Raw genomic sequence first — 20,589 nt, forward strand, 5'->3', positions numbered from 1 at the left:
GTAGCGGTGCACGTGAACATGTTGCCGGGTGCCCGGCCTATTGATCGTCGGCCCAATCGTCGTCTGCGGCGGGAACGATGAAAGCCTGCTCGATCACATCGGCTTCGTTGGCGTCGCGATCCGTGGTGTCGGTCAAGTACGTGGTGTCCAGCCCGGCGTCCTCATCAGCGGCAGGCCGGCTCTGTTCCACCGCGTCCGCTTCCGGTACTCCGGCATCGGGACCTGTGCCCTCGACGTCGTTCACGGTCTTCAACCCCTCCTTACCTTGCGAAGTGCTTCGACTTCCCCTCCAGTATCCGGATCGGAGCATCCGTCCAACCCCGACAGGCTGGGACCGACCTGTCAGACCCTCCTGATTGCATGCAGTCATGTCATACACCTGGGACGCCGAGGCGCGTGCGGTTCTGGCGCCTGGCCTGCGCGGACGGGTGCGCGTCCTGGGCGGGCCCGGCACCGGGAAGAGCAGCCTGCTGGTGGACGCCGCGGTCGCCCGGATCGGCGCCGGAGTGCATCCGGAATCGGTTCTGTTGCTTACCGGTTCAGGCCGGCTTGGGATGGCCGCACGCAGCACGTTGACGACCGCGTTGCTGCGATCGGGCACGACGGTTGCCGTCCGGGAGCCGTTGGTGCGCACGGTGCACAGCTACGCGTACGCGGTGCTGCGGCGGGCCGCCGAGCGTGCCGGCGATGCGCCCCCGCGTCTGGTCACCAGCGCAGAACAGGACGCCATCATCCGCGAACTGCTGGCCGGTGACCTCGAGGACGGGCCGCGCGCGGCCTGCGCGTGGCCGGCCCAGCTGCGGCCCGCCCTCGCCACCGCCGGCTTCGCCACCGAGCTGCGAAACCTGTTGGCGCGCTGCGCCGAACGCGGTGTGGACCCGCAGGAACTGGAGCGGCTGGGCCGCCGGTGCCGGCGGCCGGAATGGGTCGCCGCCGGTCAGTTCGCGCGACAGTACGAGCAGGTGATGTTGCTGCGGGCGGCGGTCGGGACGGCGGCACTGCAGGCGACGACCCCGGCGCTGGGTGCCGCCGAACTCGTCGGTGCCGCGCTGGAGGCTTTCGCGGTCGACCCCGAGTTGCTGGCAGCCGAACGCGCCCGCGTCCGCCTCCTGCTGGTCGATGACGCCCAGCAACTGGACCCGCAGGCGGCCCGGCTGGTGCGGGTGCTGGGCGCGGGCACGGAATTGACCCTGGTCGCCGGCGACCTTAACCAGGCGGTGTTCGGCTTCCGGGGTGGCGAGGCTTGCGGGTTGCTGGCCGACGATTCGCCGGTGGTGACGCTGACGGTGTCGCATCGCTGCGCGCCGGCCGTGGCCCGCGCCGTGAGCGGCGTCGCGCGCCGACTGCCTGGCGGCAGCGCCGGCAGGGAAATCGACGGCACCGGGTCCGAGGACGGATCGGTCACGGTGCGGCTGGCCGCCACGGCGCACGCCGAGGCGGCGATGATCGCCGACGCGCTGCGGCGCGCGCATTTGATCGACGGGGTTCCCTGGTCGCAGATGGCGGTCATCGTGCGGTCCCTGCCACGGGCGGGCGCGCGTCTGCCGCGGGCTTTGGCCGCCGCCGGCGTCCCGGTGGCCGCGCCGCCGTTGAACGGGCCGTTGGCCGACGAGCCGGCGCGGCGGGCGCTGCTCACCGTTTTGGCGGCGACCGCCGACGGGCTCAACGCCGAACAGGCGCTGGCTTTGGTGACCGGGCCCATCGGTCGCGTCGACCCGGTGTCTCTTCGGCAGCTCGGCCGCGCCCTGCGGCGGGCCAAAGCCGGCGATCCGACGGATGATCTCGGCGACCTTCTGGTCGGGGCGCTGCAAGCCGACGCGCCGCCGTCTCGCCCCCTGCGGCGGGTGCGTGCGGTGCTCGACGCGGCCGCGCGCTGCCATCGCGAGGGCCAAGACCCGCGCTACACGTTGTGGGCCGCCTGGCAAAGGTCGGGCCTGCAGCGCCGCTGGCTGTCGGCCGCCCAGCGCGGTGGCCCCGCCGGTGCCCAGGCCACACGGGACCTGGCGGCGGTGACAGCGCTGTTCGACATCGCCGATCACTACGCGTCCCGCACGCCCGGTGCGTCCTTGCGCGGGTTCATCGCGCACGTCGCCGGGTTGCAGCTGCCGAGCGCCAACCCCGATCCGGTGAGCGAGGGTGAGCAGGTCAGGGTGCTCAGCGCGCACGCTGCGCTGGGACACGAATGGGACTTCGTGGTGATCGCCGGGCTGCAGGAAGGCTTGTGGCCCAACATGGTTCCGCGCGGCGGCGTGCTGGGCACGCAACGGCTGCTCGACGCCGTGGACGGGGTCACCGAGGACGCGTCGGTGCGGGCGCCGCTGCTCGCCGAGGAGCGCAGGCTGCTGGTGGCGGCGATGGGGCGGGCCCGGCGCCGGCTGTTGGTGACGGCCGTGGACAGCGACTCGGACGGACCCGATCTGGAGGCCGCGCTGCCATCGATGTTCTTCTCCGAGATCGCGCGGTGGGCCGATGCTGAGCCGGATTCCGTTGCTGTGCAACCCGTTTCCGCCCCGCGCGTGTTGTCGGCGGCGGCGCTGGCGGGGCGACTGCGCGGCGTGGTGAGTGCACCCGACGGCGCGGTGGAAGACGCCGTCCGCGGTTGCGCCGCAAGGCAATTGGCCCGGCTGGCCTTGGCCGGTGTGCCGGGCGCCGACCCGGCCGGCTGGCACGGGCTGACCCCGGTCAGCACCGACGAGCCGCTGCGGCCAACCGGCGACCTCGTCACGTTGACGCCATCAACCCTGCAGACCCTCACCGATTGTCCGCTGCGCTGGCTGGCCGAACGGCACGGCGGAACCAACGCCCGTGATCTGCGCTCCACCATCGGCTCGCTGCTCCACGCGCTGATCGCCGAACCGGGCAAGAGCCAATCGGAACTGCTGGCCGCGCTGGAGCGGGCCTGGGCGCATCTGCCCTTCGACGCCCACTGGCATTCGGCCAATGAGCTGGCCCGCCACCGGGCGATGATCGAGGCATTCGTCGAGTGGCGGGCACAGACCCGGGGTGAGCTGACGGAGGTCGGCGTCGAGGTCGGCGTCGACGGGACCCTCGGGGCACCGCGCGAGGACGGCGGCGAGATCCGGCTGCGCGGGCGGGTGGACCGGCTGGAACGCGACGGCGCCGGCCGGCTGGTGATCGTCGACGTCAAGACCGGCAAGACACCGGTCAGCAAGGACGACGCTCAACAACACGCGCAGCTGGCGATGTACCAGCTGGCGGTGGCCGAGGGCCTGCTGCCCGCGGGCGACGAGCCCGGGGGCGCGCGGCTGGTCTACCTCGGCAAGACGGGGGCCGCGGGTGTCACCGTGCGCGAGCAGGATCCACTGACGCCGGCCGCCGGGGACGAATGGCGCACGCTGGTGCGCCAGGCGGCCGACGCGACGGCCGGCCCGCGGTTCGTCGCCCGGCGCAATGACGGGTGCACGCATTGCCCGATACGGCCCTGCTGTCCCGCCCACGCCGACGGGTCGGCGCCGTGAACCCGCGCTACGGCCCGGTCGAATTGGCTGGCGTGCTAGGGCTTTTCCCGCCCACCGACGAGCAGGCCGCCGTCATCGCCGCGCCGCCGGGGCCGCTGGTGGTCATCGCGGGGGCCGGCGCCGGGAAAACCGAGACCATGGCCGCGCGGGTGGTGTGGCTGGTCGCCAACGGCTACGCCGAACCCGGGCAGGTGCTCGGTTTGACGTTCACCCGCAAGGCGGCCGGCCAGCTGCTGCGCCGGGTGAGGACCCGGCTGGCCCGGTTGGCCGGTATCGGGTTAGGGGAAGGACGCGCGCCGGCCGCCGAACCGGGCGCGCCGACCGTCAGCACCTACCACGCTTTCGCGGGCTCGCTGCTGCGCGACTACGGGCTGTTGCTGCCGGTCGAGCCCGACGCCCGGCTGCTCGGCGAAACCGAGCTGTGGCAGCTGGCATTCGACGTCGTCAACGGGTACCGCGGCGAGCTGCACACCGACAAGACCCCCGCCGCGGTCACCTCGATGGTGCTGCGGCTGTGGGGTCAGCTGGCCGAGCACCTGGTCGACACCCGCCAGCTCCGCGACACCCACCTCGAGCTGGAACGGCTGATCCATACCCTGCCCGCGGGTCCGTATCAGCGCGACCGCGGGCCCAACCAGTGGCTGCTGCGGCTGCTGGCCACCCAGACCGAGCGCGCCGAACTGGTGCCGCTGCTGGACGCGCTGCACGACCGCATGCGCGCCGCGAAGGTGATGGACTTCGGTGCCCAAATGGCGTCGGCGGCGCGGCTGGCGGCGTCCTTCCCACAGGTCGGTCAGGATCTGCGGAGCCGCTACCGGGTGGTGCTGCTCGACGAGTACCAGGACACCGGGCACGCCCAGCGCATCGCGTTGACCGCGCTGTTCGGGGGCGGTGTCGACGACGGGTTGGCGCTGACCGCCGTCGGCGATCCGATTCAGTCGATCTACGGCTGGCGCGGCGCCTCGGCGACCAACCTGCCGCGGTTCACCACCGACTTCCCTCGCTCCGACGGCACCCCGGCGCCCGTCCTCGAGCTGCGGACCAGCTGGCGAAACCCGCCCCGCACCCTGCAGGTGGCCAACGCCATCTCCGCGGAGGCGCGGCGGCGGTCGGTCGCGGTGCACGCGCTGCGCCCGCGCCCGGACGCGCCACCCGGTACCGTCCGCTGCGCCTTGCTCGCCGACGTGCGGGCCGAACGGGACTGGATCGCCGACCAGCTCTCCGGGCACTACCGGCGAGCCCAAGCCGACGGCGTCAGCCCGCCGACCGCCGCGGTGCTGGTCCGCCGCAACGCCGACGCCGCCCCCATCGCCGACGCGCTTCGCGCGCGCGGAATCCCGGTCGAGGTGGTGGGCCTGGCCGGCCTGTTGTCGGTCCCCGAGGTCGCCGACATCGTGGCCATGCTGCGGCTGGTCGCCGACCCGACGGCCGGTGCCGCCGCGATGCGGGTGCTCACCGGCCCGCGGTGGCGCCTCGGCGGTCGCGACATCGCCGCGTTGTGGCGGCGGGCGGTCGCGCTCGGTGCGGACGGACGCGTCGGCGAGGCGTCCTCGCCCGAGTCGATCGTGATGGCCGCCGCTGGCGAGGCCGACACCGCGTGCCTGGCCGACGCGATCAGCGATCCCGGCCCGGCCGGCTCGTATTCTGCCGCCGGGTATCGGCGGATCACCGCGCTGGCGGCCGAACTGCGCACGCTGCGCGGCCACCTCGGGCATTCCCTGTCCGACCTGGTCGCCGAGGTGCGCCGCGCGCTGGGTGTCGATTGCGAAGCCCGTGCCGCGGCGGGGGTCTCGGCCGGCTGGACCGGCGCCGAGCATCTCGACGCGTTCGCCGACGTCGTCGCGGGCTACGCCGAACGAACGGGCGCTGGGGCCACCTCGGCGGGCGTGCAGGCGACCGCCACGGTCACCGGCCTGCTGGGCTACCTGGACGCCGCCGAGGCCGTCGAGAACGGTTTGCCACCCGCCGCGACGACGGTCGCGCGGGACCGGGTCCAGGTCCTCACCGTGCACTCGGCGAAGGGTCTGGAGTGGCAAGTGGTGGCGGTGGCGCACCTGTCGGGCGGAATCTTCCCGTCGACCGCGTCGCGCAGCACCTGGCTCACCGACGCCGCCGAGCTGCCGCCGCTGCTGCGCGGCGATCGCGCGTCGGCGGGCGCGCTGGGCATCCCGGTGCTGGACACCTCGGACGTCACCCACCGAAAGCAGCTGTCGGACAAGATCTTCGAGCATCGACGGCAGCTGGAGCAGCGGCGCGTCGACGAGGAACGCCGTTTGCTGTACGTGGCCATCACCCGCGCCGAGGACACCCTGCTGGTGTCCGGCCATCATTGGGGCACCACCGGCATCAAACCACGCGGCCCGTCGGATTTCCTGTGTGAACTCAAGGACATCATCGACCGTTCGGCCGCCGCGGGCGACCCCTGTGGGGTGGTGGACCGGTGGGCCCCCACGCCCCCCGACGGTGAGCGAAACCCGATGCGCGACAGCGTCGTCGAGGCGATGTGGCCCGCCGACTCGCTGGCGGCGCGCCGCGGTGACGTCGAGCGGGGCGCGACGCTGGTGGCCGCGGCCATGTCGGCCGACACCGCCGAGCACGGCGCCGACATCGAGGGCTGGGCCGCCGACGTCGATGCGTTGCTGGCCGAGCGGGCCCCTTCCGAGCGCCCGGCGGCGCGCGGCCTGCCCAGCCAGCTGTCGGTCAGCGGCCTGGTCGATCTGGCGCGTGACCGGGCGGGCGCGGCGCAGCGGTTGATCTATCGGTTGCCGACGCGTCCGGACCCGCATGCCCTGCTCGGCAACGCTTTTCACGCCTGGGTCCAGCGGTTCTACGGTGCCGACTCACTGTTCGACCTCGGCGACCTGCCGGGCGCGGCGGACTCCGACGTGGACGACACCCAGGAACTGGCGGCATTGAAGGCGGCATTCGCCGAATCGCCGTGGGCCGCCCGCACGCCCGTGGCCGTCGAAGTGCCCTTCGAGATGCCGATCGGCGACACCGTGGTGCGTGGCCGCATCGACGCGGTGTTCGCCGACCCCGATGGCGGCGCCACCGTCGTGGACTGGAAGACCGGCGAGCCGCCGCGCGGGGCGGAGGCCATGCGGCAGGCCGCGGTCCAGCTCGCCGTCTACCGCTCGGCGTGGGCCGCCTTGTCCGGGGTCCCGGAATCGTCGGTGCGCACCGCCTTCTATTACGTGCGCACCGGCGCCACGGTCATGCCCGACGAACTGCCCGATCCCGCCGCGCTGGCCGGGCTGTCCCCCGCAGGCGCCGGCCCGTGATCGTGGTTACATTGAGTCGTGCGTGTCTCGTGCGCGGGGATTGAGCCGGTGACGGAGCGCGGTGGGCAACGGTAGGTCGCGCAAGCTGAGCGGTCTGGACGAACGGCTGACCGCCCAGCCGGGACACCAGTTGGTCGGTGTGCTGCGCATTCCCGAAGACCACCCCGGCCCCATCCGGGTCATCACCCGCCGGGTGGCCATCGCGTTGGTGGTGCTCTTCGGCGCCGCCGTCATCGTCTACCTGGACCCCAACGGCTACCGCGACGTGCGGGGCGAGCCGCTGACCTTCCTGGACTGCCTGTATTTCGCGGCGGTATCGCTGTCAACGACCGGCTACGGCGACATCACCCCGTATACCGAAACCGCGCGTCTGGTCCACACCGTGGTCTTCACGCCGCTGCGGATCGCATTCTTGGCCGTGTTGGTCGGCACGACGCTCGAGGTGCTCTCGGAGCGGTCCCGGCAGGCGTGGAAGATCCAGCGTTGGAGGAACAAAGTGCGCAACCACACCGTCGTGATCGGCTACGGCACCAAGGGCAAGACGGCGGTCGCCGCCATCCTCGGCGACGAGGCCGCCCAGGGGGAGGTCGTCATCGTCGACACCGACCGGTCCGCCCTCGAACACGCGGCCACGGCCGGTCTGGTCACCGTGCACGGTGATGCCACCCGGTCCGATGTGCTGCGGCTGGCCGGGGCGCAACACGCGGCGTCGATCGTCGTCGCCACCAGCCGCGACGACACCGCCGTGCTGGTCACGCTGACGGCGCGCGAGATCGCGCCCAAGGCCAAGATCGTGGCGTCCATCAGGGAGGCCGAGAACCAGCACCTGTTGCAGCAGTCGGGCGCGAACTCGGTGGTGGTCTCGTCTGAAACCGCCGGACGGCTGCTGGGCCTGGCCACCACCACCCCCAGCGTCGTGGAGATGATCGAGGACCTGCTGACTCCGGACGAGGGGCTGGCGATCGCCGAACGCGAGGTCGAGCAGACCGAAGTCGGCGGGTCTCCGCGGCATCTGCGCGACATCGTGCTCGGTGTGGTCCGCGACGGCCACCTGCTGCGCATCGGCGCCCCCGAGGTGGACGCCATCGAGGCCAGCGACCGGCTGCTCTACATCCGAAACGCCGGACACTAGTGGCGATCGCGAGCGCGGCGGAGCCGGGCGAAGCGGGTCGCCGCGAAGCGGACTCGGTGGCGATCGCGAGCGCGGCGGAGCCGGGCGAAGCGGGTCGCCACGATGCGGACTCGGTGGCGATCGCGAGCGCGGCGGAGCCGGGCGAAGCGGGTCGCCGCGAGAACAGGATGCGAAGCGTTGATTTTCAGCTGCGGGAGGTTCCGTTGCTGTCGCGCATCGGCGCTGACCGGGCCGATCAGCTGCGCACCGACGTCGAAGCGGCCACCGCGGGATGGGCGGAAGCGGCGCTGTTGCGGGTGGATTCGCGCAACCAGGTGCTGGTCGCCGACGGCCGGGTGGTACTCGGCGCCGCGGCCGCGTTGGCCGACAAGCCGCCGCCCGACGCGGTGTTCCTGGGCCGCATCGATGGCGGCCGCCACGTCTGGGCCATCCGCGGCGCGCTGCAGGCACCCGAGGACCCGGACCTAAAAACCGAGGTACTCAACCTGCGCAGCCTCGGCCCGATCTTCGACGACACCAGCAGCCAACTGGTGTCCTCGGCCATCGCCCTGCTGAATTGGCATGACAGGTCACGATTTAGCGCGGTGGACGGCTCGCCGACGAGGCCGGCCCGGGCGGGCTGGTCACGGGTCAACCCGGTCACCGGTCACCAGGAGTTCCCGCGTATCGACCCGGCGGTGATCTGCCTGGTGCACGACGGCGCTGACCGGGCGGTGCTGGCCCGTCAGGCGGTGTGGCCGGAGCGGATGTTCTCCCTGCTGGCCGGATTCGTCGAGGCCGGCGAATCTTTCGAAGTCTGCGTCGCGCGAGAGATCCGTGAGGAAATCGGCCTGACCGTGCGCGACGTGCGCTACCTGGGCAGCCAGCCGTGGCCCTTCCCGCGCTCGCTGATGGTCGGCTTCCACGCGCTGGGCGACCCGGCCGAGGAGTTCTCGTTCAACGACGGTGAGATCGCCGAGGCGAAATGGTTCACCCGCGACGAGGTGCGCGCGGCGCTGGAAGCCGGTGACTGGAGCAGTGCTTCAGAGTCCAACGACTCAAAACTGCTGTTGCCCGGGTCGATTTCGATCGCGCGCGTCATCATCGAATCCTGGGCCGCGCTGGACTGACGCGCCGCGGCTACTTGATCCGGTCGGTGATCGTCTGAAGAACGGTGTTGGCGATCTGCTCGGTGGGCTCAATCCCGAGCACGCCCACCGACACCAACATCGCCGATTTCACGTGATAGACGTGGCTCCATCCCGCCGACCTCAGCCGCAGCGTCGAGGGGTCCGGCTTGTCCAGCGAAAAGTCGTATGCGCTGTCGTGCAGCGAAGCGCAGTCGTTCAATGTCGATTCCAGCCGGTCGAGGGCGCCGCGTGCGGCACCGGCGTCCCGGTACACGGCGACGGCATGGCTGACTTGGTTCATCGGGGACACCCCGCCCGGCTCCAGGTCGTCGGTCGTGCCGCTATAGGCCACACCGCGAAACTGCTTCCAGCCCGCCGCGAAGGTCACCTCGCTGCTTCCCACCGCCCGGCACGGAGCCGGGGCCCTCACGTCCGCCTGCGACGGAAGGTGCCGGTCCGCGTATGCATACGGTGACAGCCCCTCGAAATTGGCGATATGGCGCATGTCTTCGATGCTGACGATCAGTGACTCCACGTCAGCATCGTGGGTGGGCGTGGCGCCAGGGTGCACCGGTGCCGGCGAGCATGCCGACACCACTGCGACAGCAGCGGTAATGGCAAAAGCCTTGCTAGCGAGCGATACTCGGCTGAAAATCCGGGTTGATCGGTTCACGTGTGAACTCGATGCCATGGTCGATATCGTAAGCGAGGCTCGACGCCTTCGCAGACGCCAAAATCAGCCGCCGACCTCGGCCAGCTTCGCCTTGACCTGCGCCGCGCTCGGATTGGTCAGGGTCGACCCGTCGGCGAACTTCACCGTCGGCACCGTCCTGTTGCCGCCGTTGACCGAGCCGACGAACTCCGCCGAGGCCGGATCCCGTTCGATGTCGACCTCGTCGTAGGGGATTCCTGCGGACTTGAGCACCGTCTTGAGCCGGTGGCAGTAACCGCACCACGACGTCGTGTAGACGGTGAGCGAAGGATTGGCCATGGTGCAATTAACGTACCCCGGCGGCGACGCATTCCGCGCACGGCCAAGGTGTGGCGCTGCACCACCTTTGTCGGCGACCGCTGCGAAGATGGACGCCATGCCGTTGGCCGTTGACGCACTGACCGCCGAGCTGGACGACGAGCAGCGCGAAGCGGTGCTGGCCCCGCGCGGACCGGTCTGCGTGCTCGCCGGCGCCGGCACGGGCAAGACCCGCACCATCACGCACCGGATCGCCCAGCTCGTCGCGGGTGGCCATGTCGCGCCGGGTCAGGTCCTGGCGGTCACCTTTACCCAGCGCGCGGCGGGGGAGATGCGGTCGCGGCTGCGGGCGCTGGCGGCGAGCGGGCACACCGGCTCCGGGGTCGGCGCGGTGCAGGCGCTGACCTTCCACGCGGCCGCGCACCGGCAGCTGCGCTACTTCTGGCCGCGCGTGGTCGGCGGCACCGGCTGGCAGCTGCTCGACACCAAGTTCGCCGTCGTGGCCAGGGCCGCCAACCGCTGCCGGCTGAACGCCAGCACCGACGACGTGCGCGACCTGGCCGGGGAAATCGAGTGGGCCAAGGCGTCGCTGATCGGCCCCGAGCAGTACCCGTCCGCCGTGGCCGCCGCCGGCCGGGACGTTCCGATGGACGCCGCGCAGATCGCGGCCGTCTATGACGCCTACGAGGCCCTCAAAGTTCGCGATGAATCGGTCACGCTCCTGGACTTCGACGACCTGCTGCTGCACACCGCCGCCGCGATCGAGAACGACGCCGCCGTGGCCGAGGAGTTCCGCGACCGCTACCGCTGCTTCGTCGTCGACGAATATCAGGACGTCACGCCGCTGCAGCAGCGCGTGCTGGCGGCCTGGACAGGCGACCGCGACGACCTGACCGTCGTCGGCGACGCCAACCAGACCATCTACTCGTTCACCGGGGCCACGCCCCGCTTCCTGCTGGACTTCTCGCGGCGGTTTCCCGACGCCACGGTGGTGCGCCTGGAGCGCGACTACCGGTCCACGCCGCAGGTGGTGTCGCTGGCCAATCAGGTGATCGCCGCCGCCCGCGGCCGGGTCGCGGGCAGCAAGCTGCAGCTGTCCGGCCAGCGGGCCCCGGGCCCGGTCCCGACGTTCGACGAACATCCCGACGAGACCGCCGAGGCCGCCGCCGTCGCCGCATCGATCGCTCGGCTGATCGAATCCGGCACGCCGCCCTCGGAGATCGCGGTGCTCTACCGGGTCAACGCGCAATCCGAGGTGTACGAGGAGGCCCTGACCGAGGCCGGCATCACCTACCAGATCCGCGGCGGTGAGGGCTTTTTCAACCGCCAGGAGATCAAGCAGGCGCTGCTGGCCCTGCAGCGCGCGGCCGAGCGAGGGGCCGACGAGCCACCGGGCTCTCTGCCCGATGTCGTGCGCGCGGTCCTCGAGCCGCTGGGTCTTACGGCCGAGGAGCCCGCCGGCAGCCGGGCCCGGGATCGCTGGGAGGCGCTGACCGCGCTGGCCGAACTGGTCGACGACGAGGTCGCGCAGCGCCCGCAGCTCGACCTTCCGGGGCTGCTGGCCGAGCTGAGGATGCGCGCCGACTCGCGCCACCCGCCGGTCGTGCAGGGCGTCACGCTGGCGTCCCTGCACGCCGCCAAGGGGCTCGAGTGGGACGCGGTGTTCTTGGTCGGATTGGCCGACGGCACGCTCCCCATCTCGCACGCGCTGGCGCACGGCCCAGAGAGCGAGGCCGTCGAGGAGGAGCGTCGGCTTCTTTACGTCGGGATCACCAGGGCCCGAATCCATTTAGCGCTCAGCTGGGCGCTGGCGCGCAGTCCGGGCGGTCGGCAGGGCCGCAAGCCGTCGCGGTTCCTCAACGGGATCGCACCGCAAACACGCGCCGACACCGCGCCCGCCAGGGCCCGGCGCAACCGCGGCGTCGCTACCCGCTGCCGGATCTGCAACAACAGCCTGACCACCCCGGCGGCCATCATGCTGCGGCGCTGCGAAACGTGCGCGGCCGACATCGACGAGGACTTGCTGCTGCGGCTCAAAGCGTGGCGGCTCGACGTCGCCAAGGAACAAAAGGTGCCGGCCTATGTCGTCTTCTCCGACAACACGCTGATCGCCATCGCCGAGCTGCTGCCCGACGACGAAACGGCCCTGATCGCGATCCCGGGCATCGGCGCACGCAAGCTCGAACAGTACGGGCCGGACGTGCTGGAGTTGGTCCGGCAGGCCCGCTGAAGGGACAAAGGCGCAGGTCAGAAAATCGGTTGTGGACAGCTACCGGTAGCATCTACCCTCGAAACCGCATTCTGCTGCCGCCTGAGGTCGCGGACGGGCAAGTCGAGAGGAGGGTCGCCACGATGATCATCACCAATGCGTTCGGTGCAGGCGTGGCTGCCGCGGCGAAGGCCGCGGCGACCCTCCATGCCGCCGTGCCGGCGGCCGCGGTCAAGCACCGTTTTGCCGCCGCGACCGACGCGTCCGTGGATTGGGGCCATACCTAACTAGCCCGAATCTCCCCAGATGGCCACGGACCCGAAGTCACCAGGATCCGTGGCCATAGTTGTCAGGTCGACAGCCTGCCTGGTCCGGATCCCCGCAAGAGGACAGTTACCCCGACCAGGAAGCAGGTGAACAGGACATGACGGCACTGCCAGTCCCCAGACCGACCTTGCCTTGTCATGCCGACGACCCCGACCTTTGGTTCGCCGAGGCCCCCGCGGACCTGGAGCGCGCCAAGACGCTGTGCGCGGACTGCCCCGTTCGGCGCCAGTGCCTTTCGGCGGCGCTGGAACGGGCCGAACCCTGGGGCGTGTGGGGCGGCGAGATTTTCGAGCGGGGTTCGATCGTGGGCCGCAAGCGTCCGCGCGGCCGTCCCCGCAAGGACGCCGTGGCCGCCTAGCGCAAAGGAGGCGCTAGACGACCACGGTGTCGGGCTCGGCGAAACCGGGGATCAGTTCTTCCGACAGCGCCTTGATCGGCACATGCGCGTCCAGCTGGCACAGGATCGCGGCCACCGACGAGATCACCCGCATCGGGATGGCCAGCTTGACCGGCAGGTCCATCTGCCGCGCCGTCTTGATCTGCGAGACCGACCGGTCGATCTGGACGGCGGTCATCTTCTGCAGCCACTTGCGGGTGTAGTGGAAGACGTCGACCTGAATGGGCTCGACGTACTGGCGCAGCATTTCGTCGATGTCCCGCACCGATACCTGTTGGCCCTTCTGGATGAAGCCGGCCTTCTCCATCGTCGGCAACAGCAGGTCGTAGTTCTTCTCCCGGGCCAGCCGCATGATCATCCCCAGCTCGATGGGGAAGCCGCCGGGCAGTGGTGCCACGGCACCGAAGTCGATGACGCCCATCCGGTCGTCGGGCAGCAGCATGAAGTTTCCCGGGTGCGCGTCGCCGTGCATCATGCCCAGTCGGCGGGGCGCGTCGAAGGTGAGCTCTAGCAGGCGGGTGCCCATTAGGTCGCGCTGGTCGGGGGTTCCGTTGCGGATGATCTCGGCCAACGGCACGCCGTCGATCCACTCCTGGATCACCACCTTGGGCGAGCTGGCCACGATGCGCGGCACCGCGAAGTGCGGGTGGTCGTGATACGCCTTGGCGAAGGCGCGCTGGTTGTCGGCCTCCAGCCGGTAGTCCAGTTCCATCTCGGTGCGCTGGATCAGCTCGTCCACCACGCCCTGCACGTCGGCGCCCGGCGACAGCTGCTTGAGCACCCCGACCATCCGCTGCATCGTCTTGAGGTCGGCGCGCAGCGCCTCGTCGGCGCCCGGGTACTGGATCTTGACGGCCACCTCGCGGCCGTCGGACCACACCGCCTTGTGCACCTGGCCGATGCTGGCCGAGGCGACCGGGGTGTCGTCGAACGAACTGAACCGCTCCCGCCACTTGGTGCCCAGCTGGGCGTCGAGCACCCGGTGCACCTTGGCGGCGGGCAGTGGCGGGGCGTCCTTCTGCAGCTTGGTCAACGCTTCGCGGTAGGGCTCGCCGTACTCCTCGGGGATGGCGGCTTCCATCACCGACAGGGCCTGGCCGACCTTCATCGCCCCGCCCTTGAGCTCACCGAGCACGGTGAACAGCTGGTTGGCGGCCTTCTCCAACATCTCGGCCTGGACTTCGTCCCTCGACTTACCCGTCAACCGCTTGCCGAAGCCCAGCGCCGCCCGGCCGGCGAATCCGACCGGAATGCTGGCCAGCTTCGCATTGCGCGCAGCGCGGCCGCGTTTGATGTCTGCCACGCATCCATCATCCATGACGGTCGGTGCGAGGTGCTGTTGATCCGGCCACACCCGATTTCCGTGGTGTGGGCCGTAGGTTGTGTGCGGCCCGCCGAACGCGCAGCCAAAAGGTGGTAGCGGTCATCGAAACCGTTGACAAGAACCGCCAAGAACCGCAAGGAGGGCACCGTGACCGGAGACATCCTGGAGACCCTTGCCAGGGCATACGCAACAGCGTCGACGAAGGTCCCAGATCAGGGGCGGCTGGGCTAGCCGCACGAGCACAATGTGCACAGTGGGTGCTTTGCCCACCGGCGCGCGACGATGGAGCCCGCGTTGACGTCGAACTCCAGCGTCGCGTTGAGCGCGGCGGGCGGCGCCGGATCGGGCACCGCTTGCTGCCCGCGCACCGCCGCGATCACCCGGTTCACCTGGCTGAGCGCCAGCGCTGCGGTGGCCAGCAGGGTGGCCCGGTCGGCGACCCCAACGGTGTCGCGTAGCTGGGCGGCGATGGCCGGCCACGCGGCGTCGCGGTCGCTGCGATGCAGGTCGGCACAGCCGAGGCAGCTGGTGACCCCGGGGATCACCAGCGGGCCCACCAGGCCGGTGCCGTCTCGCACCCGGACCGGGAGGTGCGGCACGCCCTGGCGGTGCAGGTCGCGGACCATGCGCGGGTCGGCGATCAGGTAGTCCGACAGCACCACCAGGTCCACGGCGGCCGGCGACACGGCGGCGTGCGGCTGGCTGCTGTGCGCGACCCGGGCCCCCGAGCAGCGCAGCGCCTCCACCAGCAGTTGCGACAGCGGCCCGCGGCCGTGGATGCGGATCGACGCGGCCCGGCCCCGTGGGCGCCGGCATTCGGTCGCGACGCCGGCGCCGACGAGTTGCGCGACGAGGTTTGCCAGGCCGTCCGTGTCCGTCAAGCCGCGGTCGGTGGCCTGCCGCTGCAAATCGGCTATCGGTGTCGGCGAGCGCATGGAGCGCAGCAGTTTGGCCAGCTCGGCGGCGGCCAGGCCGCGCGGCGGACGGACCAGGACGGCGCGGCGCGGATCCCAGCCGACCTGCACGGCACCGTCGGGTCGCAGCAGCACGGGCAGCGCCGGGTCCAGCGCGTACAGCGAAACCACGGCCTTGGACAGGACCTGAGACATGGATTGACACTGTGCCAGGCCGACGGGGCGCGGCGCGCTCAGTGATCCACAGGATCGCCGGCAGGGTCTTCAGCCTTCTTCTGACCCTGGCGACAGCCTCGTCGATGCGGCGACTGCGTTTCACGCCACGGGTTGAGCCGGCACGACGGCGTCCTCGTGTGGCCGCGGTGAAGGGGCCTTCGTTGGACCTGCGGTCGAGGCATGGTGGACATGGCGACAGGCGTCGACACCAGGGGGGGAAGCGAAGGCCGAGCGGGTCTCAGCTGCCATAGGTGAAGTCGATGACGACCGAGTTCGCCATCGGCTTAGGCGATGTGCCCTAGCGCCGTTCTTTGAAGCGTCTTCGGCGATTCGCTAGCACCAGCAGCTCCAGCCGTTCTGCTTCGTTGCGGGTGGAGCCCGCCCTTCGTTTGGTGGTCGTCGTATAGGTCAAGCAGTGTCACGCGGAACCACCATGACGTGACTTGGAGGTGCAGCCAGTCGCGCAGTTCTTCTACGGTCATGTCGCGCCAGTCGCCGTAGCGGTGGCGTTGGTTGGGGTGTGTGTTCATCGGTGGTCATGTCCTTTCATTTGGGTTAGGCGTGCGAGACACCCGGAGTACCGGAGCACGTCGACGTAGCACGCGGCCGCCCCAGGTGCATAGAGCTTCAATGCCAGACTAGAAGTCTGGTATTTCGCATTAGACAATCGTTTAGTATCTAGAACGTTAATTTAAACGATTGTTGGTATGTTCGCACTCAAGAGCCGCCGCGTCAGCGCCGCGTCGGCGCGCACCCGGCTAAGGACCGGGTAGTTGTGCGACTGGTGTGACTTACAGCACGGTTGGGCACGTTGGGTGCACGAGGCTCAGCTCGAGCCTCAAAAACATGCTCTGCGCTGCGAGGATGCTTGTGCGATATTGGGATTGAACCAGCGGCAGATAGCTACTTGCGCACCGTCGGACCGCAGCAGTACCGGCATGGCCGGGTCTAGCGCGTAGGTGGAAAGCAGGGCCGGTGACACGGGTGCGCTGTGCCACGCGGCAGGCAGCCGCCTCGGTCAGTTATCCACAGGACCAGGCGCCGGGGCCTCGGGGTTTTCTCGAGCTTGGCGATCGCCTCGTCGATCCCGCTGGTGTCCCCGCCGATTGGCCCGGTCGATGAAACCGGCCGGGCTCGTCGCGGGCGTCGACACCGGCCTGGGTCACGCCGTCCTCGGCGATTGCACCGGGTATCTGAACGCCGTCGAGGACCATGAGCCTGGACGTTGCCGCCAATCTGGAACTCGAGGAACCGTTAGTGTTGTTCAGCCGGTGCGGGCGGCGGTGGGCATGGCTTGCCGCCGCGTATTCCAATGATCGTTCCCGTCGTCGTGGTTACCGGTCCGACCGTCACGCCACAGGGCCAGTTGGCCTGGTTGCCGGGATCATTCGGGTCCGGATCAGCTTGGGCGACCCCGGCGCTGAACGCCAGGGCGACTAGCGCCAGCCCCGCAGCGATGATTGGTGGTTTCCGCATTTTCTTCACCTCTAGCTATCCTCCGTAGCCAGTAGCCAGCATTCGCGTTCCTAGGCTAGTGCATCCTGGCCGGTGCGAGCGACCTCTGCCGGGCGTCGCCCACGCTGCTCGTAGACTTCGGAACGACGCCGTGCACTATGCGCGAATTGCGTTGTGCGCGTGTGCTTCGTTGTATGGGCTGGCCGTGAAAGCGGCAGCCTGCTCGCCCGGGGTGAAGGTGTAACCGCGTCGGGATTCCCGGTTGCGGTTGACGTCCCGCCGGTCGGTTGGCTGCTTCATGCGGTCCGCCGAATGCGGTAGTCGCGTGCTGGGCGTCACTTCACTAAACGTGGTCCCACTCAAGCGCAGCCCAGGCAACTGGTCACCGCGGGGATCACCAGCCGGGCCCACCAGGCCGGTGCCGTCTCGCACCCGGACCGGGAGGTGCGGCACGCCCTGGCGGTGCAGGTCGCGGACCATGCGCGGGTCGGCGATCAGGTAGTCCGCCAGCACCACCAGGTCCACGGCGGCCGGCGACAACACGGCGTGCGGCTGGCTGCTGTGCGCGACGCGGGCCCCCGCAGGCGGCGCAAGGAGTAAGCGCCGCACGTTTCCCGCCTCGCGACATCCCAAAATGATCGCCGTTGGGCGGTGGCAGAAGTGGGTAAGCAACGCAGTAGCGCGGCGTCATGTTATTTAGGTCACTGGTCGGAAGGCGGCATCGGATGGTTAGTCATGAGGGGGGCCGGTGGGACGTCGGCACCGAGGGCAACGCGGTTTACCTTGAGCGCATCTCCGAGAGCGACAAGCAGTTGTTCGAGGATTCGTTGTCACCCGAGGAGGCCCGTGCACTGGCTGGTCTCTTGACGAAGTACGCAGACAAGGCCGAAGAGTCCGAGGACTCCGAGACATCCGACAAGGACTCCAAGAAGTCCGACAAGGACTCCGACAAGTCCGACAAGGACTCCAAGAAATCCGACAAGGACTCCAAGAAATCCGACAAGGACTCCGACAAGTCCGACAAGGACTCCAAGAAATCCGACGAGGACTCCGACAAGTCCGACAAGGACTCCGAGAAATCCGACGAGGACTCCGAGAAATCCGACAAGGACTCCGAGAAATCCGACGAGGAGTCAGACAAGTCCGAGGACGACGAAGACGAGGACAAGGCGGATTAGACCGCGGAACCGGGGTTAGGCGGTGCGACGCCGCCGCCCCGATCAGTTATCCGCTGAACCGCCGGGGCCGGGGTGGTCCCGGTTGCCCTCATCTTCCAGCTTGGCGATCGCCTCGTCGATGCCGCTGGTGTCCCCGCCGATGACGCGGTCGATGAAGCCGGCCGGCTCGTCGAGGTCCTCGGCGCCGGGCAGCAGGTCGGGGTGTTGCCAGATGGCGTCGCGGGCGTCGGCGCCGGCGGCCTCGGTCAGCCGGTCCCACAGCGCCGCGGCTTCGCGCAGTTTGCGGGGCCGCAGCTCGAGGCCGACGAGCGTCGCGAATGTCTGCTCGGCCGGGCCGCCGCTGGCCCGGCGCCGGCGCAGCGTCTCGCTGAGCGCGGCCGTGCCCGGAAGCCGGTCGCCCAGCGCCGCGGTGACCACCACCTGCACCCAGCCGTCGATCAAGGCCAGCAGCGTCTCCAGACGCTCCAGCGCCTGCTTCTGCGCCGGTGTCGCCTTGGGCTCGAATACTCCTTGGCCGAGCAGGTTCTCGATGGCTGCCGGATCGGCCAGCGACGCCGGGTTGAAGTCGCGGGCCAGCTCCTCGATGCCGGTCATGTCGATCTGCATTCCCCGGGCGTAGGCCTCCACCGCCCCCAGCAACTGGCTGGACAGCCACGGGACGTGGCTGAACAGCCGGTGGTGTGCGGCCTCACGGGCGGCCAGGAAGGTCAGGATCTCGCTGCGCGGCTGCTCGAGCCCGGCGGCGAACGACTCGACGGCATCCGGCATCATCGCGGCGATCCCCTTGGGACCCAGCGGCAGACCGATATCGGTGGAGGTCAGCACCTCGCGGGACAACCGGCCCAGCGCCTGCCCCAGCTGGGAGCCGAACGCCATGCCGCCCATCTGCGACATCATCGCCAGCAGCGGGCCGGCCATGCTCTTGGCCTCCTCGGGCAACGAGGACGCCCACACCGTCGCGATCTGCTCGGCCATCGGGTCGCACAGCCGCTTCCAGGTCGCCAAGGTGTTGTCGACCCAGTCGCTGGGGCTCCAGCCCACCGACTTGGTGGTGCCGGCCGGCAGCGCGGTCGCCCCGTCCAGCCACGTCTCGGCGAGGTGCACCGCGTCGGCGATCGCCTTGCTCGTCGAGGCAGGGACGGGCGGGACGAACCCGATCGAGCTAGACGCGACCCGTCGCGCCAATTCGTAGTTGACAGGTCCCGACGTTTTGCCGCCGGCCATCACGGTGCCCGCGCCGCTGAACATCTGACCCAGCTGCGTGAAGATCTGGCCCAGGTCGCCCATGCCGAAGTCCCCGCCCATGCCGAATCCGCCCGACGGGTCGGACGACCCCGAGCCGGAGTCGGGATCTTTCTTCCCGCGCTTCTCGTGGTCGGGGTCGTCTCCCGAGGAGAAGCCGAAAGGCAGGTCAGACATACCGTCAACGGTACTCACCGCCGGAACGGAACGTGCGATGCCGGGTCACGCTCGTAGCTGAACGGCCCTGAGCAGGGGCCGGATAGGGTAAGCGGCGTGAACAGGCGGATTCTGACCTTGATCGTCGCGCTGGTGCCGATCGTGGTTTTCGGCGTGTTGCTGGCGGTGGTGACGGTGCCGTTCGTGTCGCTGGGGCCCGGCCCGACGTTCGACACGCTCGGTGAGGTCGACGGCAAGCAGGTCGTGGCGATCCAAGGCGCGACGACGCACCCGACGACCGGCCACCTCAACATGACGACGGTGTCCCAGCGCGACGAGCTGACCCTGGGCGAAGCGCTGACGCTGTGGCTCTCGGGCCAGGAACAACTGATGCCGCGCGATCTCGTCTACCCGCCGGGCAAGTCGCGCGAGGACGTCGACAAGGCCAACAACGCCGACTTCAAACAGTCCGAGGACAGCGCCGCCTACGCCGCCCTGGGTTACCTGAAGTACCCGCCCGCTGTCACCGTCGCCACGGTCACCGATCCCGGCCCCTCGGCGGGCAAGCTGAAGTCCGGTGACGCCATCGACGCGGTCAACGGCACCCCGGTGGCAACCGTCGAGCAGTTCACCGGCTTCTTGAAGAACACCAAACCGGGTCAGGTGGTGACCATCGACTACCGCCGCAAAAATGACCCGGCCGGCCCAATTGGCACGGCACAAATCACCCTGGGCACCAACAAGGATCGCGACTACGGCTTTATGGGCGTCGCGGTCCTCGATGCGCCGTGGGCGCCGTTCGCCGTCGACTTCAACCTGGCCAACGTGGGCGGCCCGTCTGCCGGATTGATGTTCAGCCTGGCGGTCGTCGACAAGCTCACTACCGGGGAACTCGCCGGCTCGAACTTCATCGCCGGGACCGGCACCATCTCCGTCGACGGCAAGGTGGGCCAAATCGGCGGCATCACCCACAAGATGGTCGCCGCCCACGCCGCGGGGGCCACGGTGTTTCTGGTGCCCGCCAAGAACTGCTACGAGGCCACCTCCGACAACCCGTCCGGGTTGCGGTTGGTGAAGGTCGAGACCCTCACCCAGGCGGTGGACGCCCTGCACGCGATCACCTCGGGGGGACAGCCGCCCAGTTGCTAGCCCGCTTCGCCCTGCGTGAGGTGCGTACAGTTGTGAGCTAGCAATCCTAGA

16 protein-coding genes and 1 pseudogene are annotated in these 20,589 nt (G+C 69.8%); 9 read left to right on the plus strand and 8 right to left on the minus strand.

Going from position 1 to position 20,589, the window contains the following annotated elements; all coding sequences use genetic code 11:
- Positions 1–37 precede the first annotated feature (37 nt).
- On the minus strand, positions 38–253 hold the full coding sequence (locus A5764_RS02940) for a hypothetical protein (protein ID WP_067108259.1): 216 nt from the start codon (positions 251–253) through the stop codon (positions 38–40).
- Between the two features lie 115 nt (positions 254–368).
- Here A5764_RS02940 and A5764_RS02945 point away from each other — a divergent pair, with 115 nt between their 5' ends.
- From A5764_RS02945 to nudC, 4 genes are all read left to right on the plus strand, one after another.
- Positions 369–3,479 carry an ATP-dependent DNA helicase gene (locus A5764_RS02945; protein WP_067108262.1) on the plus strand — a complete coding sequence of 1,037 codons (3,111 nt, stop codon included), beginning with the start codon at positions 369–371 and terminating at the stop codon, positions 3,477–3,479.
- Positions 3,446–6,760, plus strand: a complete 3,315-nt coding sequence (locus tag A5764_RS02950) for an ATP-dependent helicase (protein ID WP_369807271.1) — start codon at positions 3,446–3,448, stop codon at positions 6,758–6,760. The genes A5764_RS02945 and A5764_RS02950 overlap by 34 nt, the downstream gene beginning before the upstream one ends.
- A gap of 61 nt (positions 6,761–6,821) precedes the next feature.
- Positions 6,822–7,892, plus strand: a complete 1,071-nt coding sequence (locus A5764_RS02955; RefSeq protein WP_067108264.1) for a TrkA family potassium uptake protein — start codon at positions 6,822–6,824, stop codon at positions 7,890–7,892.
- 167 nt (positions 7,893–8,059) lie between these two features.
- Positions 8,060–9,001 (plus strand): NAD(+) diphosphatase, encoded by a 942-nt coding sequence (gene nudC, locus A5764_RS02960; protein WP_067108733.1) that lies wholly within the window; start codon positions 8,060–8,062, stop codon positions 8,999–9,001.
- A gap of 10 nt (positions 9,002–9,011) precedes the next feature.
- Here the strand turns inward: nudC and A5764_RS02965 are convergent, their stop codons facing one another.
- Together A5764_RS02965 and mrx1 are read right to left on the minus strand one after the other, a co-directional pair.
- Positions 9,012–9,536 (minus strand): sensor domain-containing protein, encoded by a 525-nt coding sequence (locus A5764_RS02965; RefSeq protein ID WP_197501181.1) that lies wholly within the window; start codon positions 9,534–9,536, stop codon positions 9,012–9,014.
- Between the two features lie 201 nt (positions 9,537–9,737).
- On the minus strand, positions 9,738–9,992 hold the full coding sequence (gene mrx1, locus A5764_RS02970) for a mycoredoxin Mrx1 (protein ID WP_067108271.1): 255 nt from the start codon (positions 9,990–9,992) through the stop codon (positions 9,738–9,740).
- Between the two features lie 97 nt (positions 9,993–10,089).
- Between mrx1 and A5764_RS02975 the strand changes: the two genes are divergently transcribed.
- The 3 genes from A5764_RS02975 (at position 10,090) to A5764_RS02980 (ending at position 12,865) form a co-directional block, all read left to right on the plus strand.
- Positions 10,090–12,201 (plus strand): ATP-dependent DNA helicase UvrD2, encoded by a 2,112-nt coding sequence (locus A5764_RS02975; RefSeq protein WP_197501182.1) that lies wholly within the window; start codon positions 10,090–10,092, stop codon positions 12,199–12,201.
- A gap of 122 nt (positions 12,202–12,323) precedes the next feature.
- Complete coding sequence (locus A5764_RS28030; RefSeq protein ID WP_156664466.1) at positions 12,324–12,467, plus strand: hypothetical protein; 144 nt, start codon at positions 12,324–12,326, stop codon at positions 12,465–12,467.
- A 137-nt stretch (positions 12,468–12,604) separates the two neighbouring features.
- Positions 12,605–12,865 (plus strand): WhiB family transcriptional regulator, encoded by a 261-nt coding sequence (locus A5764_RS02980; protein WP_067108277.1) that lies wholly within the window; start codon positions 12,605–12,607, stop codon positions 12,863–12,865.
- A 13-nt stretch (positions 12,866–12,878) separates the two neighbouring features.
- Here A5764_RS02980 and A5764_RS02985 read toward each other — a convergent pair whose 3' ends face one another.
- The 4 genes and pseudogenes from A5764_RS02985 to A5764_RS27110 all read right to left on the minus strand — a co-directional run.
- Positions 12,879–14,222, minus strand: a complete 1,344-nt coding sequence (locus A5764_RS02985; RefSeq protein ID WP_067108280.1) for an AarF/ABC1/UbiB kinase family protein — start codon at positions 14,220–14,222, stop codon at positions 12,879–12,881.
- A gap of 233 nt (positions 14,223–14,455) precedes the next feature.
- Positions 14,456–15,337 carry a TOMM precursor leader peptide-binding protein gene (locus tag A5764_RS02990; RefSeq protein WP_067108282.1) on the minus strand — a complete coding sequence of 294 codons (882 nt, stop codon included), beginning with the start codon at positions 15,335–15,337 and terminating at the stop codon, positions 14,456–14,458.
- 1,275 nt (positions 15,338–16,612) lie between these two features.
- Positions 16,613–16,834, minus strand: a complete 222-nt coding sequence (locus A5764_RS28035) for a hypothetical protein (RefSeq protein WP_156664467.1) — start codon at positions 16,832–16,834, stop codon at positions 16,613–16,615.
- Between the two features lie 341 nt (positions 16,835–17,175).
- Positions 17,176–17,395: pseudogene (locus tag A5764_RS27110) on the minus strand (cyclodehydratase); the annotation flags it as partial.
- 143 nt (positions 17,396–17,538) lie between these two features.
- On the opposite strand from A5764_RS27110, the gene A5764_RS03000 reads away from it, so the two are divergent.
- The gene (locus A5764_RS03000; protein ID WP_067108286.1) at positions 17,539–17,991 is read left to right on the plus strand and encodes a hypothetical protein; all 453 of its coding nucleotides are present in this window, start codon (positions 17,539–17,541) and stop codon (positions 17,989–17,991) included.
- A gap of 42 nt (positions 17,992–18,033) precedes the next feature.
- Here A5764_RS03000 and A5764_RS03005 read toward each other — a convergent pair whose 3' ends face one another.
- Positions 18,034–19,428: a zinc-dependent metalloprotease gene (locus A5764_RS03005; protein ID WP_197501183.1), complete on the minus strand. Its 1,395-nt coding sequence runs from the start codon at positions 19,426–19,428 to the stop codon at positions 18,034–18,036.
- A 78-nt stretch (positions 19,429–19,506) separates the two neighbouring features.
- Between A5764_RS03005 and A5764_RS03010 the strand changes: the two genes are divergently transcribed.
- On the plus strand, positions 19,507–20,538 hold the full coding sequence (locus tag A5764_RS03010) for a PDZ domain-containing protein (RefSeq protein WP_067108290.1): 1,032 nt from the start codon (positions 19,507–19,509) through the stop codon (positions 20,536–20,538).
- The last annotated feature ends 51 nt before the right edge of the window (positions 20,539–20,589 follow it).

Origin of the sequence: Mycobacterium sp. 852002-51057_SCH5723018, assembly GCF_001667035.1 — a bacterium.
Taxonomy (GTDB): Bacteria; Actinomycetota; Actinomycetes; order Mycobacteriales; family Mycobacteriaceae; genus Mycobacterium.

What these genes read in the sequence shown, in the direction of transcription:
- A5764_RS02945 (WP_067108262.1), top strand. Translation starts at nt 369, where the DNA reads ATGTCATACACCTGGGACGCCGAGGCGCGTGCGGTTCTGGCGCCTGGC.
- nudC (WP_067108733.1), top strand. Translation starts at nt 8,060, where the DNA reads ATGCGAAGCGTTGATTTTCAGCTGCGGGAGGTTCCGTTGCTGTCGCGC.
- mrx1 (WP_067108271.1), bottom strand. Translation starts at nt 9,992, where the DNA reads ATGGCCAATCCTTCGCTCACCGTCTACACGACGTCGTGGTGCGGTTAC.
- A5764_RS02975 (WP_197501182.1), top strand. Translation starts at nt 10,090, where the DNA reads ATGCCGTTGGCCGTTGACGCACTGACCGCCGAGCTGGACGACGAGCAG.
- A5764_RS28030 (WP_156664466.1), top strand. Translation starts at nt 12,324, where the DNA reads ATGATCATCACCAATGCGTTCGGTGCAGGCGTGGCTGCCGCGGCGAAG.
- A5764_RS02980 (WP_067108277.1), top strand. Translation starts at nt 12,605, where the DNA reads ATGACGGCACTGCCAGTCCCCAGACCGACCTTGCCTTGTCATGCCGAC.
- A5764_RS02985 (WP_067108280.1), bottom strand. Translation starts at nt 14,222, where the DNA reads ATGGATGATGGATGCGTGGCAGACATCAAACGCGGCCGCGCTGCGCGC.
- A5764_RS02990 (WP_067108282.1), bottom strand. Translation starts at nt 15,337, where the DNA reads ATGTCTCAGGTCCTGTCCAAGGCCGTGGTTTCGCTGTACGCGCTGGAC.
- A5764_RS28035 (WP_156664467.1), bottom strand. Translation starts at nt 16,834, where the DNA reads ATGCGGAAACCACCAATCATCGCTGCGGGGCTGGCGCTAGTCGCCCTG.
- A5764_RS03000 (WP_067108286.1), top strand. Translation starts at nt 17,539, where the DNA reads ATGGTTAGTCATGAGGGGGGCCGGTGGGACGTCGGCACCGAGGGCAAC.